13 protein-coding genes are annotated in these 15,645 nt (G+C 53.6%); 8 read left to right on the top strand and 5 right to left on the bottom strand.

The window, feature by feature from the left end:
* Positions 1 to 77: 77 nt before the first annotated feature.
* Entirely contained in the window at positions 78 to 923 is an 846-nt protein-coding gene (surE, locus tag IGR76_16845) for a 5'/3'-nucleotidase SurE (GenBank protein ID MBF2080132.1), read from the bottom strand.
* A 160-nt stretch (positions 924 to 1,083) separates the two neighbouring features.
* Here surE and pheS point away from each other — a divergent pair, with 160 nt between their 5' ends.
* Entirely contained in the window at positions 1,084 to 2,088 is a 1,005-nt protein-coding gene (pheS, locus tag IGR76_16840; GenBank protein ID MBF2080131.1) for a phenylalanine--tRNA ligase subunit alpha, read from the top strand.
* Positions 2,089 to 2,130: 42 nt separating this feature from the next.
* Here pheS and IGR76_16835 read toward each other — a convergent pair whose 3' ends face one another.
* From IGR76_16835 to IGR76_16825, 3 genes are all read right to left on the bottom strand, one after another.
* Positions 2,131 to 4,524 (bottom strand): EAL domain-containing protein, encoded by a 2,394-nt coding sequence (locus tag IGR76_16835; GenBank protein MBF2080130.1) that lies wholly within the window; start codon positions 4,522 to 4,524, stop codon positions 2,131 to 2,133.
* A 12-nt stretch (positions 4,525 to 4,536) separates the two neighbouring features.
* Complete coding sequence (locus tag IGR76_16830; GenBank protein ID MBF2080129.1) at positions 4,537 to 6,996, bottom strand: PAS domain S-box protein; 2,460 nt, start codon at positions 6,994 to 6,996, stop codon at positions 4,537 to 4,539.
* A gap of 126 nt (positions 6,997 to 7,122) precedes the next feature.
* Positions 7,123 to 7,791, bottom strand: a complete 669-nt coding sequence (locus IGR76_16825) for a histidine phosphatase family protein (protein ID MBF2080128.1) — start codon at positions 7,789 to 7,791, stop codon at positions 7,123 to 7,125.
* 561 nt (positions 7,792 to 8,352) lie between these two features.
* On the opposite strand from IGR76_16825, the gene IGR76_16820 reads away from it, so the two are divergent.
* The 4 genes from IGR76_16820 to IGR76_16805 all read left to right on the top strand — a co-directional run bounded on the left by IGR76_16820 (position 8,353) and on the right by IGR76_16805 (position 11,697).
* Positions 8,353 to 9,438 (top strand): thiamine phosphate synthase, encoded by a 1,086-nt coding sequence (locus IGR76_16820; protein ID MBF2080127.1) that lies wholly within the window; start codon positions 8,353 to 8,355, stop codon positions 9,436 to 9,438.
* Positions 9,439 to 9,527: 89 nt separating this feature from the next.
* The gene (gene thiS, locus IGR76_16815; protein ID MBF2080126.1) at positions 9,528 to 9,731 is read left to right on the top strand and encodes a thiamine biosynthesis protein ThiS; all 204 of its coding nucleotides are present in this window, start codon (positions 9,528 to 9,530) and stop codon (positions 9,729 to 9,731) included.
* Positions 9,732 to 9,924: 193 nt separating this feature from the next.
* A complete protein-coding gene (locus IGR76_16810) occupies positions 9,925 to 10,878 on the top strand; it encodes a DUF1517 domain-containing protein (protein MBF2080125.1) in 954 nt (317 codons plus the stop codon).
* A gap of 117 nt (positions 10,879 to 10,995) precedes the next feature.
* Complete coding sequence (locus IGR76_16805) at positions 10,996 to 11,697, top strand: RibD family protein (protein MBF2080124.1); 702 nt, start codon at positions 10,996 to 10,998, stop codon at positions 11,695 to 11,697.
* Positions 11,698 to 11,814: 117 nt separating this feature from the next.
* Here the strand turns inward: IGR76_16805 and IGR76_16800 are convergent, their stop codons facing one another.
* Positions 11,815 to 12,111 (bottom strand): hypothetical protein, encoded by a 297-nt coding sequence (locus tag IGR76_16800; GenBank protein ID MBF2080123.1) that lies wholly within the window; start codon positions 12,109 to 12,111, stop codon positions 11,815 to 11,817.
* A 221-nt stretch (positions 12,112 to 12,332) separates the two neighbouring features.
* Here IGR76_16800 and IGR76_16795 point away from each other — a divergent pair, with 221 nt between their 5' ends.
* The 3 genes from IGR76_16795 (at position 12,333) to IGR76_16785 (ending at position 15,584) form a co-directional block, all read left to right on the top strand.
* Complete coding sequence (locus tag IGR76_16795) at positions 12,333 to 13,508, top strand: N-acetyltransferase (GenBank protein MBF2080122.1); 1,176 nt, start codon at positions 12,333 to 12,335, stop codon at positions 13,506 to 13,508.
* 5 nt (positions 13,509 to 13,513) lie between these two features.
* Entirely contained in the window at positions 13,514 to 13,969 is a 456-nt protein-coding gene (locus IGR76_16790; GenBank protein MBF2080121.1) for a VOC family protein, read from the top strand.
* 109 nt (positions 13,970 to 14,078) lie between these two features.
* Complete coding sequence (locus tag IGR76_16785) at positions 14,079 to 15,584, top strand: hypothetical protein (protein ID MBF2080120.1); 1,506 nt, start codon at positions 14,079 to 14,081, stop codon at positions 15,582 to 15,584.
* The last annotated feature ends 61 nt before the right edge of the window (positions 15,585 to 15,645 follow it).

The following is a 15,645-nucleotide window of genomic DNA, read 5'->3' as shown; positions in this document are numbered from 1 at the left end:
TATGCCTCAAATCAATGGGAAAGCACCTCTATTCTAGTGTAGCTAGATTTTTTAGAAAAGATAAGCATTTCTGCTTTTCACTGTATTAGCCACTGATGATCATGGGCCCAAGGATGCAAGTGTTCTAGTCCGGCACCACAGGTCAAGTTGTATTGAAGCGGCGTAATTGTAATGAAGTTATGTCGAATTGCCTGGACATCCGTTTCAAAGTCGTAGCTGATCTGGGGTGGGCGATCGCCCATCGTCGTTTTAGCGGCTGGAGCTAGGGGGGGATCGCCATCATCTTCAATGACTTCCCCCGCGAGCCAGTAATAGGTTTTGCCTCGAGGATCGACCCGCTTTTCAAACTGATCGATGTATCGGCGCACGCCCTGGCGCGTAATGGCCACCCCAGCAATATCCTCCCGGGCCACGGCGGGAACGTTCACATTTAATAGAGAGAGGTGGGGAAGGGGGCGCTGGGCGATCGCCCGCACGAGCTTTACCGCAAAATCGGCAGCGGGCTGAAAGTCTAGATGGGAAAAGCTCGTCAAGCTAAATGCAAGACTGGGAATTCCTTCAAGAACGCCCTCCATGGCAGCGGATACCGTGCCTGAGTACAGCACATCGGTGCCGAGATTGGCGCCGTGGTTAATGCCTGAACACACCAAATCCGGCGGTTCATCCAAGATCGCGCCCAAGGCAAGCTTCACACAGTCAGACGGTGTGCCAGAACAGGCCCAGGCGGCTACTGTTTCATCAAACACGGACTCAATCCGCTCGGCTCGAATCGGTTGGTGGATCGTAAGACCGTGCCCCGTGGCCGAGCGCTCCCGGTCGGGGCAGACCACCGTGACCTCGTGTCCGGCTCGGGCTAGGGTATTGGCCAGGGTTTGAATGCCCAGCGAAAAGATTCCATCGTCGTTACTGACTAAAAGTTTCATGGGGTTCCAGAAGACTAAACCGCGATCGCACGTGTCCTTGACTATTCTGCCTAGAATTTTTGCAGACCACCAAGGGAACCCGCCGATTTCTCTAGGCACAGCAAGGCCGCAACTGGGATAGGATGAATGAGAGTGATTGCAAACCACCAACACCCAGCGTATGACCGTATCGTTAAGTGATTTAGAAGCCCAACTGACCGCAATGCGCGACGAGGCGCAGCAGGCGATCGCCGCTACAACGGATCTCGATCAGCTTGAGCACCTGAGAATTCAATACCTGGGGAAAAAGGGTCAACTCTCGCAAGTCCTGAAAGGCATGGGCAAACTTGACCCCGCCGAGCGTCCCCGCATTGGTTCCCTGGCCAACGAGGTTAAAGATGCGGTGCAGACCGATCTAGAGCAGAAAAAAGTAGCGCTGACCGAAGCTCAGATTGAAGCGCAGCTTGCCGCAGAAACCTTAGATGTTACTATGCCGGGGATCTACGTGCCCCAAGGCCATACCCATCCCCTCACGGGCATCCTCGATCGTGCTTTGGATATTTTGGTCGGGCTAGGCTATACCGTGGCGGAAGGCCCCCAGATCGAATCGGATTACTACAACTTTGAAGCGCTGAATACTCCGGCAGACCATCCCGCACGGGATATGGTGGATACCTACTATTTGCCGGATGGGAACCTGCTCCGTACCCACACCTCCTCCATGCAGATTCGCTACATGGAAGAGAACGATCCGCCGATTCGGATTGCGGCTCCGGGACGAGTCTATCGGCGCGATACGGTCGATGCCACCCATTCCGCCACCTTCCACCAGTTGGAAATCTTAGCTGTGGATGAGGGCTTGACCTTCACGGATTTGAAGGGAACGGTTAAGGTCTTTCTAGAAGCGATGTTTGGCGATGTACCAATTCGCTTCCGTCCCAGCTATTTTCCCTTTACGGAACCCTCGGCGGAGGTGGATATTCAGTGGCAGGGGCGCTGGTTAGAGGTTCTGGGGTGTGGCATGGTGGATCCCAATGTCCTCAAAGCCGTGGGCTACGATCCTGAAATTTACACCGGATTTGCTGCAGGGTTTGGAGTTGAGCGGTTGGCTCTTGTACTCCACGAAATTGATGATATTCGCCGCTTCTACAGCAGCGATCTCCGATTCCTGCGGCAGTTTGTTTAGAATCTAGATTCCACAACGCCTGTTCAATCCAAACCTGAGAACTCAAACCTCAAAGTTGGTGTGAGCCACGCTTGCTGCGTTCAGCAAAAACTGGGTGGCATCGTCCACAGAAAGCGGTCTACTGAAGTGGTAGCCCTGCATGGCGTCGCAATCGAGCGATCGCAATATTTGCACTTGTTCCTCGGTTTCGATACCCTCCGCCACCACCTGCAAGCCCAGGCCGTGACCCAGAGTAATGATCGTTTTGGCGATCGCCACATCAGCGGGATTTTGGGCTAAATCTTTCACAAACGAGCGATCGACCTTGAGGGCATGGAGCGGGAACATCTTGAGATAATTCAAGGATGAATATCCCGTGCCGAAGTCGTCAATGGAGATCCGAACCCCCATTGCGTCCAAGGCGTGCAAGACACCGCGAGTGAACTCTATATCACGCATGGTCGTGGTTTCGGTAATTTCGAGTTCTAACCACTGCGGGGCTAGCTTGGTTTGCTTCAAAATCGTGGCAACGCGCATTACCAGATTTTGCTGCTGGAACTGACGGGCCGAAAGATTCACGGCCATGCGTACGGGGATGCCCATCCCATGCCAGCGTTTTCCTTGCTTGCAGGCTGTTCGCAACACCCACTCGCCAATCGAGACAATCAGTCCTGTCTCTTCAGCGATCGCAATAAACTGGCTGGGAGGCACTAAGCCAAACTCAGGATGCTGCCAGCGTAATAGGGCTTCCATTTGCACTACGGCTCCTGTGTGCACATCAATTTGGGGCTGATAGTGAACGATAAACTCGTTGCGTTCGAGGGCATGGTGCAGGCTATTCTCTAGCGTCAGCATTTGAGAGACGTGGGAATTAATCGTAGAGGTGTAGAACTGGTAATCGTCGCGCCCTTGCTCTTTGACCCGGTAAAGAGCCGCATCCGCATTTTGAAGTAGGGTCTTTAAGTCTCGACCGTCTTGGGGATAGAGGGCAATGCCAATACTGCTAGTCACATGGAGCTCATGTCCCGCCAACTGAAAGGATGGCCGGAAGGCGGCAGAGATGCGGCGAGCAATCCGGGCGGCGGCTTCTGGAGTTTTGAGGTGAGGGAGGATCAGGGTGAACTCATCCCCTCCCCAGCGGGCAATGATGTCTTCTTTGCGGAGGCAGGTTAGCAGCCGTTGCGTGACTTTCTTCAGCAGTTCGTCGCCAATGGCATGGCCGAGGGAATCGTTAATCGTTTTGAATCGATCTAAATCGAGAAACGCCACAGCCAGCATTTCCTGGTGGCGCTCGGCGTAGGCGATCGCCGACGGAAGCTGCTGATCGAACAAACTGCGGTTGGGCAACCCCGTAAGCGCATCATGGAATGCCTGATAGCGCATCTGTTCCTCAGTGCGCTGTCGTTTGATGGCTCCCCCAAAGCTGGCCGCGATCGCCACTAGGCTCGATTCATCGCTAGCCGACCACACTCGTTCGGTTCGGCAATCATCAAAGCCAATAAAGCCCCACAGCAATCCATCTAGAAAAATGGGAACCATCAGAATAGATTGGATGTGATCACGGTGAAAGAGCTCTTGCTGCACCTCTGGAAAGGTATGGATAGGGCCACCTACGGCTTGACCTGCGGCAAAGGCATCGTACCATTGCATGAATTCAAACTCGCGATAGGGCTGATTGCGCCAGTGGGGTTGCTGAATGATGGGTGCAATCCCATCCTGTGTCCACTCAAACCGTATGCTGAGGGCAAGCTCCCCGCTGGGATTATGGGGATGATTTTCGTAGATATAGACCCGATCCACGGCAGCGGCCTGTCCCAGAATAGCGAGCACCTCCGGAATCACCTCTTCTAAGTCTGGGTTCATCAATAGACGGTAGGTGCCATCGGCAACGGCTTGCAACAGGCGATCGCGATGCAACAAGTTCTTCTCCGCCTGTTTCCGATGGGTAATGTCCTCTACCGTTCCTTCATAACCTATGAGCCCGCCCTGGGAATCATAAATGGCGCGGGCCGATTCGGAGATCCAGATCACCTGACCGTCTTTACGCTTAATTTGGGACTCAAAATCTCGTACGTTGCCGAAGGTTTGAGTGTGGCGAATGAACTCGTTGCGACGATTGGGATCAACATAAAGCTGATGACGAATATCGGTAAGGCTATTCTTGAGATCGTCGGGTGAGTCATAGCCGTAGATGCGTGCCAGCATAGGATTAACGGCTAAGTATCGACCATCGGGAGTAGTTTGAAAAATACCGCCTACCGCATTCTCAAAAATACTGCGATATTTCTCCTCCGCTTGTTTGAGGGCTTCATCCACTCGCTTTCGTTCAATCGCAATTCCGGCGAGGTGACTAGCCGTTCCTAACAAATGGCGATCGCGCTCATCGGGGGTACACGGGTGGCTATGCATCAGTGCAAACACCCCTAGAACCTGACCCTGGGGTGACTTGATCGGCATCGACCAACACGATTAAATATTGCACTGGGCCGCAAAGTCTCGCCATGCGACCCAACGAGAATCGGTCTGCACATCCTCTGTAATCGTCAGATCGCCTGTATAGGCTGCCGTACCGCACGAGCCAACCTCCATCCCAATGCGCAACCCTTCAACGCCACTCTTGTAAAGGTCAGGCATGCTGGGGGCAGCCCCAAGGAAAAGTTGCTCTCCCTTGAGCAGCAGGATTGAACAAGAGACACCTGGAGACTGTTCTTCAATGATATGGGCGAGTTGGGTCAACGTGTCATGGAGCGGAGAGTCGGTAGCAATCATCTCTAGTACCCGCGCTTGTCCCGCCAGCCTATTAACGGCTAGCCGCCGTTCTGAAATATCACGTGAAACGGTGATCAGTTCCACAGGATGCCCCGCTTCGGGATGGCAAATCATGCTAATCGAGCTTTCAAACCAAATGTACTGGCCGGACTGACATCGCATTCGGTAACTAACCAGAACCGGCTCTGATTCAGGTGCACATTGCACTGTGGATAAGCTTTGATGTAAGGAGTCTAAGTCGTCTGGATGCACAAAGGTCTGTACCGATCGCCCTAACATCTCAGCGGGCGTATACCCCAAGAGTGACGTGCAGGCTGGAGAAACGTATTGATACACGCCGTCTGGGCTGTGGCGCGCGATGAGATCCGTGGCTCGTTGGGCTAGAAGCCGATAGCGTTTTTCGCTGTCGCGTAAGGCAATCGAGATTCGCTTCCGTTCATAGGTGAGGGCGATCGCCGATGCTGCCATGGTTAGCAGATCAACTTCAAGCTTGCTCCATCCGGATTCGGTTTGATAGCGCTCGAAACCGATATAGCCAGTCATGCGTCCGTTCCGCACGCAAAGCGGCAATGCCAGAAGCGATCGCACCCCACGACTATCGAGGAGCGATCGCCCTGCCTCAGACGGTTGAGCATCACAGAGATAGAGAATTCCCTGCTGCTGAAGTTGGAGTGTCCAGTCAGCGGGGAGGAGGGATTGGGCATCGGCAGAGGGTAGGGAGGAAGCACCGTCAGCACACCAGATGGCGATCCCCTGATTTGGTGTGGGCGATGGCGAGTGGTCTCCAGTTCCCTGAGCGTTGGGTAACGAATGCACTAGATAGACCCGATCGGCTTGGGACACCTTGCCCAATAGCTCCAGGATGCGCGAGTCGTGAATCGTCTGGTCTTGAATTTCAGTTTGGAGAAGCTCGCTGTGGATTTCAACCAGGGTTGATAAGTAGCGTTCCCGATGGGCGATCGCCTCTTCCGCAATCCGAATTTCGGTAATATCTTCGCAGGTTCCCAAAATGCCAATGAGGTCGCCATCCGAATTGCGAATCGGTAGCTTATTAGAATTTTTCCAGGTAATTTCTCCCGTGGGCGAGATATCCTGCCGGAGCACCTTAAGGCGCGGTTTTTCATGCTGAATCACGTCGCGATCGGTTTCCCGGTAGGATTCTGCTAGACTAATCGGCCATAGATCGTAATCCGTTTTGCCAATGGCCTCTTCTGGAGACGATAAACCTGCGTAGGTTGCCCAGGCTTGGTTACCCCCTTGGTACACCAAATTCAAATCCTTCCAGTAAATATGTTGGGGAATGTTGTCAAGAAGGGTTCGAAGAAATGCTTGTTGACCAAGTAGGGTTTCTTCGACGTCTTTCCGAGCAGTGATGTCCTCAACAATAGCGACCAAAAACTTCAGCGATCCGTCGGGATGGTGAACGGCAGAGTAGGCTAGTCGCACCCATATCGTTTCTCCGTTGCTACGTACCCACCGTTTCTCCAGTTGATAGTGCGATCGCGTTCCGTCTAACAGTTGCTGATGAAGGGTCTGTTCGCGTTCCGTATCTTGCGGTGCGGTGCCGTCGGTGAGTCGGTGCTGGTGCAGTTCGGCAGGCGTACATTGCAACAGATTGCACAGAGCCGGGTTGCCATCAAGAATCGAACCGTCGGGATGCAGGAGACAAACACCGACGGCTGCATAGTCAAACGTAGCTCGAAACCTTTCTTCGCTCTGGCGTAGGGCTAATTCCGTTGCCTTGAGATCGGTAATGTCAGTAATAAACCCTTCAATGGCGATCGCGTTTCCATGACAGTCGTATATGCCATAGCCCTTTTCCCACACCCACTTTTCCTCCCCACCCTTTGTCGTGATTCGGTATTCCGTCACGTAAGCTTGGTGGTTGGCGATCGCCTCCTTTACGGTCTCAGTGACTCCAGGCAAATCATTCGGATGGATGATGTCGCCATAACGTAAAGACGTGTCATCGGATGCTAGTAATTCCTCACGGGTATAGCCCAGCACTGCTTCACACCCACCACTGAGATAGAGTATCGGCCACCCTGGAGTCAGTTGGTATCGGAAGACCATTCCAGGAAGGGTGTCAGTAAGTTGGGCGACCATGAGCGAGTTCAGTACAGTCATCAAGTGCTGAAGAACTGGCGGGGAATGATGCACAGCGTCACAACCTCGTTCCTGCGATCTGCCCCCTAGTTTAACTCCCTAATCATTAGCTTGGCGACATAAAAGTTACAGGTTCACAGGTTCTCGTTCACAGCTTCTCTGATCTGGGCAAGTGGTCGGTTATGGACTCATGATGTGCTGGCTATCGTTAAAGCTTCGGATTTTCCAGAGTTCTGTATTTCCCAAATTCTGATCGTGTAGACTCCAGTGCGATCGCCATATTTGAAACTCAAAAATACTGGTGTAGTCTGCGGTGAAGCCCCAGGTGCGATCGCACCCCATCAGACTCGAAATCAAATGCTGCAAAATCCAGCTATGGGTCACAATCCAAAGGCGATCGCCATCTTGGTGACTGTCTAAAAGCTTGGCAATAAACCGCTGGGCGCGATCGCGTCCCTGTTCCCACGACTCTGCCCCAGGGATGGGAATCCACGTCAGACTCGATTCCAAGGCACGACAGAGATCAGGATAGCGATCGCTCGCTTCTGCCCAGGTTAAGCCCTGAAAAATGCCGTTTTGGAACTCCTTCAACTCATCGACATACTGAATCGAAATGGATGAATCGTTGGGGAGCGATCGCTGCAATAGTTCTGCTGTCTGACGAGTACGGGCAATGGGACTACTGTACATGTGGGTCGGCGGATGAGTCCTTAACCGATCTGCGAGTCGCGCCGCTTGATCCAGTCCAGTTTCAGAGAGCGCATCGTCCAAATGTCCCATCATGCGGCCTTGGGCATTGCCAACCGACTCAGCATGGCGGATGAAGAGTAGGGTGAGGGGTGAAGTCATGGGGCGATCCGCTTTGAATACATTGGGAGTATCAATCCAGTAAAGCAAGCAATTTATGTACGGTCTGGGCTGTTACGATGGTGACACCATACCTTAGTCCAATACCCTTTAGCTTCTCCGTGAAAGCCCCGCACTCTGCCGAAGGCGAGTGTCGGGATGAAAGCGGGGCGGTTGCGAGTCCCCCTTGCAGCTATGCCAAGCAATCGCGGGGCGGCGGAGAGGGGAGACGAGCAAACCGCCAGCCTGGTATAATTGGCTAAGCATCGCAGGGTTGATTTCCCCTGATAGGTACGCTTTCGACCGACAACTGGAGTTGACCGACCCGTAGGCCTAGGCCGCAAGTCTCCCGTTTCCAAGGTTGCAATAGAGAGCATTTTTGAAACAGCACAGCAAACCTCCTTGGTGGAAAAAATTGTCAACAGTGGGGCTGGGCGTCTTCCTCACTATAAAAAGCTCGAACCCGGTAACCAGTGGTAGAACACTTCCGGTGGGAGAAGCCCGCACCGTATGTTTGCATCGGTGTCGGGAGTACGTCACTTCTCTACAACCGCATTTAAACCGATGGGAGAGCCAGAACATCAGTCCGACCCTAAACGGATGAGCGAATCCTCCAGCGTGGCCGTCGATCGCATCCTGGATGCCAACTTCGATCGCGCCCGTGAAGGACTGCGCATTATTGAAGAGTGGTGCCGATTTGGCTTAAACAACACCCCGTTTACCGAAGAGTGCAAGCATCTTCGCCAAACCCTAGCCCAATGGCACTCCGCTGACATTCGGGCTGCCCGCGATACCCCTGGTGATCCGGGAACTGATTTAACCCATACCCAAGAGCAATATCGCGCCAACTTGACCCACGTGTTGCAAGCTAACTTTTGCCGAGTGGAGGAAGCGCTGCGAGTTCTCGAAGAATATGGTAAGTTATCTCACCCCGATCTCAGCACGGTGGCGAAGGGAATGCGCTATCAGGTTTACACCTTGGAAAGCAATCTGTTGGGGCATCAGCGCCACCTAAAGTTGCAGCAGGCGTTGCTGTACCTCGTTACTAGCCCGACCGAGCATCTCTTGGGCGTTGTCGAAGCGGCGCTCCAGGGTGGAGTAACGCTGGTTCAGTACCGTGATAAAGATGCGGATGATCTGACCCGGCTTGAGCAAGGCCAAGAACTCCGCCAGCTTTGCCACAGATACGGTGCCCTGTTTATCGTGAATGACCGGGTGGATTTAGCGGTGGCACTGGATGCGGATGGGGTGCATTTGGGACAGCAAGATCTGCCGATTGCGATCGCCCGTCAAATTCTGGGCGGAAATCGCATTGTGGGACGCTCGACCCATTGCCCCGATGACTTACACCGTGCCCAAGAAGAAGGGGCAGACTATATCGGCGTTGGCCCTGTGTACGAAACGCCGACCAAGCCCGGACGGGCGGCGGCTGGACTGGACTATGTGCGCTATGCGGCAGAACACGCCACCATCCCCTGGTTTGCCATTGGCAGCATTAATACCGATAACGTGGGGGAGGTCTTGAGTGCGAAGGCCGAGCGGGTTGCGGTTGTACGGTCTATTATGCAAGCCGATAATCCAACGCTGATTGCGCAGTACTTTATCTCGCAGTTGAATCGAATTCAAATGTTAAAGGCTGTTGGATCATAGGAAATGGTGCAGGCTAGGCTGAGCCTTGCATGTTGCTATCAGAAGACGGTTGAATGCCCCTGAATGAATGACTCCAAATCGCTGCATCCATGATTAATTTGCACGTTAACGGCGAGGCACGCACCTGTGCGCCAAATACTCTACTTCCCACGTTTCTTCAGCAGATGGGACTGAATCCCCGGTTGGTTGCCGTAGAATACAACGGCGAAATTCTCCATCGCCAATACTGGGAAACCACCACCATCAACGAGGGCGATCGCCTGGAAATTGTGACGATTGTGGGTGGGGGTTAAATCGGTAAAACCCTTACAAGTACGGAGATCTCTCCCTAAAGCAATCCTTTAGACGGGGACATCCGTTCAGAGAACACGGTAGATTATTAAGTAAGGGACATCCGCTTTCTGATCCTTCAGACGAAGCTGTAGAATGACGGCATTTTGCCCCCTTCCCCATTAAGATGCGTGGATTTAATACACCGCAAAGCCTATGAAAACCGTGTTCACCTGGATGAAATCCCTAATTAAACCCCTCCTGGCCTTGGTGCTGGTGGCCACTCTAGCCTTTAGCCATGCTGATTCTGCGCTGGCCGCCCGTGCAGGCCGAGTCGGTGGCAGCAACTTCAGCCGTCCTGTACCTAGCTCTTCCTATCGTACCCCCAGTCGCACCTACCAACCGGGCGGCGGGGGATACTATCCGGGCGGCGGATTTGGCTTCCCGTTCCTAATGCCTATTTTTGGGTTTGGGGGTGGATTTGGAGGATTGTTCTCCATCCTGATCTTCATTGCGATCGCCAACTTCATCGTTTCCTCCTTCCGTCGTGCCCAAGAGGATCGAGAGATTGAGGCCGTTACTAATCCCAGTGTGACGATATCGCGCGTGCAGGTGGGTCTGATGGCGCAAGCGCGGGAACTGCAATCCGATCTCAACCGCATGGCGCTGAGTGCGAATACCAGCTCGTCGGCGGGACTGGCTCAAGTGCTCCAGGAAACCACCCTGTCTCTTCTGCGCCATCCGGAGTATTGGGTGTATGCCAACGCGGATACCGAGCAATCCTACCTCAGTTCGGCAGAGTTGCAGTTCAACCGTATGGCCTTGGCCGAGCGTAGCAAGTTCAGCGAAGAAACCCTGTCGAATGTGAACAATCAACTGCGGCAAGCTAGTCCCCGTCCGTCCTTGGCGGATGCTGATGCAGACCTGGCGTTAGCCACGAGCGAACCGGGCGAATACATCATCGTCACAATCCTGACTGCCAGCGAAGGCAAACTGGATCTGCCGAAGGTCAACAGCACCGAATCTCTACGCCGTGCCCTGAGCCAGATTGGCGCGATCCCCAGCGAGAAGCTAATGGGCGTCGAGGTTCTGTGGACGCCCCAAGCCGATACCGATACGCTGTCCTCGGATGAGGTGATTGCCCTCTATCCAAACCTGACGCTGATTTAAGCAGAGCGATCGCCCCTTTGCGACGCTTCGCGAGTGATGTGATCCATTAGTTCAAGAGGCTGAATCCGTCTAGGGTTTGGCCTCTTCCCATTTAGAGTCCATCGTTCAAGGGTTTTCGTGGCTATGCATCTTCCCCATGTGACTGTGGTGCTGGCGATGAGTGCAGACGGCAAGATTGCCGACTATGGGCGATCGCCTGCCCGATTTGGTTCATCGGCTGATCAAGCCCATCTGGAAGCCCAGATTGCCCAGGCCGATGCGATGCTGTTTGGGGCAGGAACGCTGCGGGCTTACGGCACAACCTTACGAATTCGGAATCCTGAGCTAGTGCAACAACGAGAACATCAGGGACGACCACCCCAACCCGTCCACATTGTCTGTTCGGCCTCTGGAACTCTCGATCCCACCCTTCCCTTCTTCTCCCAGCCTGTACCACGATGGTTGCTAACCTCCCCAGCAGGAGCCGAGCAATGGCAGGAACGGAAGGAGTTTGAGCGAATTGTGTGTGGTGCTGAGAGGGGCAATCGCCCGTTCGATATGCGGTATGCCCTAGAGCAGTTAGCCAGTTTGGGAATTCAAACCATCGTGCTAGCCGGGGGTGGGGCGTTGGTGAGTGCGGTTCTGGACGAAGGTTTGGTTCATGACCTGTGGTTAACGGTATGTCCGCTGTTGCTGGGAGGAAGCACATCGCCCTCGCCTGTCGATGGGGAGGGATGGTTGGCTGCCCATGCGCCCCAGTTAGAGCTTTTATCGGTGAAGGCGATCGCCCATGAAGTTTTTCTGCATTACCGACTTGTGGATTCAGGTGGCGGAACCTGAGCAACCCGGCACCGTTGCTTATAAAAATCCCCCGACCGGGACTGGAGCGGGGGATTTATGCCATATCAGAGCGTGATAGAACGATGCAGGTGAATGCTGTCATCATCGCTAGCCGGATTATTGAAGGTAGCGAGCTTCTGCCTCTAGCTGGCGAACCAATGCATCATTACCTTGGGCACGAGCAGCTTCCATGCGCTGCTCTAAATTCTTCCGCAAGTTTTCACGATGCATTTGAGCGGTTTTTTTACGATTGAGATTTTTTCTGAACATATAGCGACCTCCGGAAAAGATGAGGTTTGAACGTCTTTCTTTGATCTTAAATTGAAAGATTTGAATTGTAGTTTTTGATACAAAAATTAAAAATGTAACAAGAGATACAAAAATCTGTGAAGTGGAGGAGAAAAAAACAGCCATGTGGAGGAAGGCAAAGCAGGAGTTTATTGCTTAATCCGTAAATTGGCGTGGGGCATCGGCGAGCATAGCCGATTTGGGTCAGATTATGGATAATCAACAGAGTAGGCATTCCAACTCGTGTTGTGGAATCTTGCCGTTGATTCGCGCAACCATCCGTCCAGCGAGTTGAACCAAGGTAAAATCTGCCGTTTACTGAACCTGCCCCGTTAGACCTCGAACTCATGGTTGAACAGCTTAAACCTCGCTATACAGCCTCCTGGATTCAAAATCTTTCTGAAATTCCAAAATCAGCCTGGGATGCCTTGGCACAGCCGCTTAAAACACCTTTTTTTGAATGGGAATGGCTGAATGCGATGGAAACATCCGGTAGTGCAACGGCGAATACAGGCTGGATGCCGTGTCATCTCACCCTATGGCGCGATCGCACTTTAATTGCCGCAGCTCCGCTTTACCTGAAAGGGCACAGCTACGGTGAATTTGTCTTTGATCATCAGTGGGCAGATTTAGCCCAACGCTTGGGGATTCAGTACTATCCCAAACTGCTGGGGATGTCTCCAGTAACGCCTGCGGAGGGATACCGATTTCTGATCGCGCCAAACGAAGATGAAGATGCGATTACCGATATTCTGGTGAGTGAAATTGATCGCTTCTGCGCCCGCAATCAGATTTCAGGATGCCATTTCCTCTACGTTGACCCCAAATGGCGATCGCGCATGGTCGAGCATGGCTTTATGCCCTGGCTGCACCACAATTACATTTGGCAAAACAACGGCTATCGAACCTTTGAGGATTATCTCGCGGCGTTTAACGCGAACCAGCGGCGCAATATCAAGCGGGAACGAAAGGCCATGGATACGGCAGGATTGACCATGCAGGTACTAGCCGGAGAGGAGATTCCCGCCTCCTTTTTTCCGTTGATGTATCACTTCTACAGCGACACCTGCGACAAATTTGGCTGGTGGGGCAGCAAGTACCTCACCAAAGCTTTTTTTGAGCAACTGCACCACTGCTACCGCGATCGCGTCGTCTTTGTCGCGGCCTTTGATGACAATGCGCCCGATCGTCCGGTGGGGATGTCGTTTTGTTTGACGAAGGGCGATCAGCTCTACGGGCGGTATTGGGGGTCGTTTCAGGACTTTGATTGCCTCCATTTCAACGCCTGTTATTACACTCCCATTGAATGGGCGATCGCCAACGGCATCCAAACCTTTGACCCTGGAGCCGGAGGACGACATAAGAAGCGACGCGGTTTTCCAGCAACCCCCAACACCTCTCTGCATCGGCTCTATAACCAGCGATTTCTTCAAATCCTGCGTCCCTACCTGAACGAGGTTAACGACATGGAGCAGCGGGAAATTGAGGCGATTAACCAAGACCTACCGTTTAAGCAAGCGTAACTCCCATGCATCATGCCTCGATCCGAACGGCCAATATTCACCGGGCGATCGCCTTTTACGAACAGCTTGGGTTCACCGTCTGCGAACGCTTTACGGCTGGGATTACGCTGGCGTGCTGGATGGAAGGACTCGGCGGACGCATTGAGCTGTTGCAAGTGCCGGAACCTCGTCCTGCTGCCGATGCCTTTCACGACGAACACTACACAGGCTACTATCACCTGTCCTTTGACCTCACGGAACAGGTGTCTAGTCTGCCGGAATGGCTGACCCACCTGGAACAGCAATTTTCGGGATTGGCAGACCTTCAGGCAGATGCGCCTAGGTTGACGATCTTACTGAAGCCAACTCAGCAGATGATCGGCGATCATGTATATGAGGTGGCCTTTATTGCCGATGCAGACGGTTTGCCCTTGGAGTTTCTTCGCCGCATGGGAGAACCAAACTCTACTTTGGCGTCTTAAGCTGTATCGCAACGAGCGTCAACGGATGAAGGGATAGCCAACCCTCAGGCACTGCACTCTGGATATGAGTGCTTCCCTTTGAGTTTTTGAAAGACAGGGCGATCGCACAATGTCAACGGCTCAGGACGGATTTGCTGATAACTGGAACTATCTACGAAGCGAGTTAGGTTGGCTCGATCAAGTATTGCTGGCAGCGGTCGCCCGTCACCGCAAACAGCAAAAGGAAACGGATCGCCTTGCCCAAACCCGTGCCGATCGCGCCACCAGCCACTGGTGGAAAGGGATTGTGTCTCTGGAAGGCAATCCCGCTTACGACGAATACCGCAAACCCAACAACGCCAAACCCCAAAAGCTTGGATTTCAGCAGCAGATGGACGCGCGAATTCAGCTTAGCCGCAAAAAGGGGGTGTCCCTTGGCCTGCCGCTGCTGCGCGATCGCCTGGGATTGAGCGTGTTTGAGAAGAATGCGATCCTGATTGGCCTCGCCCCTGAAATTAATCGTCGCTATGCCCGCCTCTACCGCTATCTAAAAGGGGATGACGATACGCCCGACAGTGATTTGCCGTCGGTGGATTTAGTGCTGCGCTTGCTGTGCCGAAACGACCAAGAATGGGCGATCGCCCGCAGGTCGTTTTCCCCCGATGCCGCATTGATTCGGGAGGGTGTGGTTGAACTGTACACCTGCACCCCCGATACCCGCCTCAAGTCGATCCTGCGGTTAACCGAACCCTGTGTGGATTTCTTGCTATCTTCCCACCCGTCAGTGGAACAGTTAGAGGCGATTCTATATCCCCATCCGTTGGGCGGCGGCTACAGTCCCCCCGTTTCACCGTGGATGACCCAAATTGCCTCCACGACCACCTGGGAGGATTTGGTGTTGCCCAGGGAGACCTTGACGGCCCTACAAGCCATGACCCAGCGGATCCAAGCCCAGGCGACGGTCGATCACACCTGGGGATTTGATCAAATACCGGGAACTGCCACCCAGCCCGGTCTGATGGGATGGTTGGAAGGGGCATCGGGAACAGGCAAAACGATGGCCGCACGAGCGATCGCCCACGCCCTAGCTAAACCGCTGTCCGTGGTGGATCTTCAGCAGGTGGATCTCGATGACGCGGAAAATCTAATCGCTGACCTTGGCGTTCAACAGCCGACGGTTCTCCTATTAAAATCTGCGGAATGCTGGTTCGGGCGCACGTCTGAGATCAAACGCGCCTCCCTGCATCAATGGCTGGCGCAACGTCACCAAGTTCCCAGCCTGACCTTGCTATCCACCCAAAAGCCCGAAACCATTTCCCAGCATTGGAAGTCGTTAGGTTACCCAGTATTCGGGTTCCCCATCCCGAAAGAACGCGATCGCCTCCAGCTTTGGCAACGCGCCTTCCCGGAGTCCACCCCGGTCGATGACCGAATCTCTTGGCGTTGGCTGGCAAAATCCTTTGGGATTTCTGGTGGTGAAATTCAGGCGATCGCCCGGGACGCTGCTCTCTATGCGGCGGCGGCTCAGGAGACGGTCAGCATGAGTCATCTCCTTCAAGCGCTAACCCAGCGGGGACACGCCATTAAATCCCCTCCTCCCAAGGCACGGCGATCGCGCCGTCAGCCCTCTGTCTAGAATTTGTGTGACGTACTCCCGACACCGATGCAAACATACGGTGCGGGCTTCTCCCACCGGA

Origin of the sequence: Synechococcales cyanobacterium T60_A2020_003, from assembly GCA_015272205.1 — a bacterium.
GTDB lineage: Bacteria > Cyanobacteriota > Cyanobacteriia > RECH01 > RECH01 > JACYMB01.
The sequence above is the reverse complement of the archived record's forward strand: the minus strand, read 5'-3'. Positions and strand labels throughout refer to the sequence as shown.

Bases quoted from the DNA above. Each gene is read 5' to 3' on its own strand.
- surE (MBF2080132.1), bottom strand. From the start codon at position 923: ATGAAACTTTTAGTCAGTAACGACGATGGAATCTTTTCGCTGGGCATT.
- pheS (MBF2080131.1), top strand. From the start codon at position 1,084: ATGACCGTATCGTTAAGTGATTTAGAAGCCCAACTGACCGCAATGCGC.
- IGR76_16835 (MBF2080130.1), bottom strand. From the start codon at position 4,524: ATGCCGATCAAGTCACCCCAGGGTCAGGTTCTAGGGGTGTTTGCACTG.
- IGR76_16825 (MBF2080128.1), bottom strand. From the start codon at position 7,791: ATGACTTCACCCCTCACCCTACTCTTCATCCGCCATGCTGAGTCGGTT.
- IGR76_16820 (MBF2080127.1), top strand. From the start codon at position 8,353: ATGGGAGAGCCAGAACATCAGTCCGACCCTAAACGGATGAGCGAATCC.
- thiS (MBF2080126.1), top strand. From the start codon at position 9,528: ATGATTAATTTGCACGTTAACGGCGAGGCACGCACCTGTGCGCCAAAT.
- IGR76_16810 (MBF2080125.1), top strand. From the start codon at position 9,925: ATGAAAACCGTGTTCACCTGGATGAAATCCCTAATTAAACCCCTCCTG.
- IGR76_16800 (MBF2080123.1), bottom strand. From the start codon at position 12,111: ATGGCTGTTTTTTTCTCCTCCACTTCACAGATTTTTGTATCTCTTGTT.
- IGR76_16795 (MBF2080122.1), top strand. From the start codon at position 12,333: ATGGTTGAACAGCTTAAACCTCGCTATACAGCCTCCTGGATTCAAAAT.
- IGR76_16790 (MBF2080121.1), top strand. From the start codon at position 13,514: ATGCATCATGCCTCGATCCGAACGGCCAATATTCACCGGGCGATCGCC.
- IGR76_16785 (MBF2080120.1), top strand. From the start codon at position 14,079: ATGTCAACGGCTCAGGACGGATTTGCTGATAACTGGAACTATCTACGA.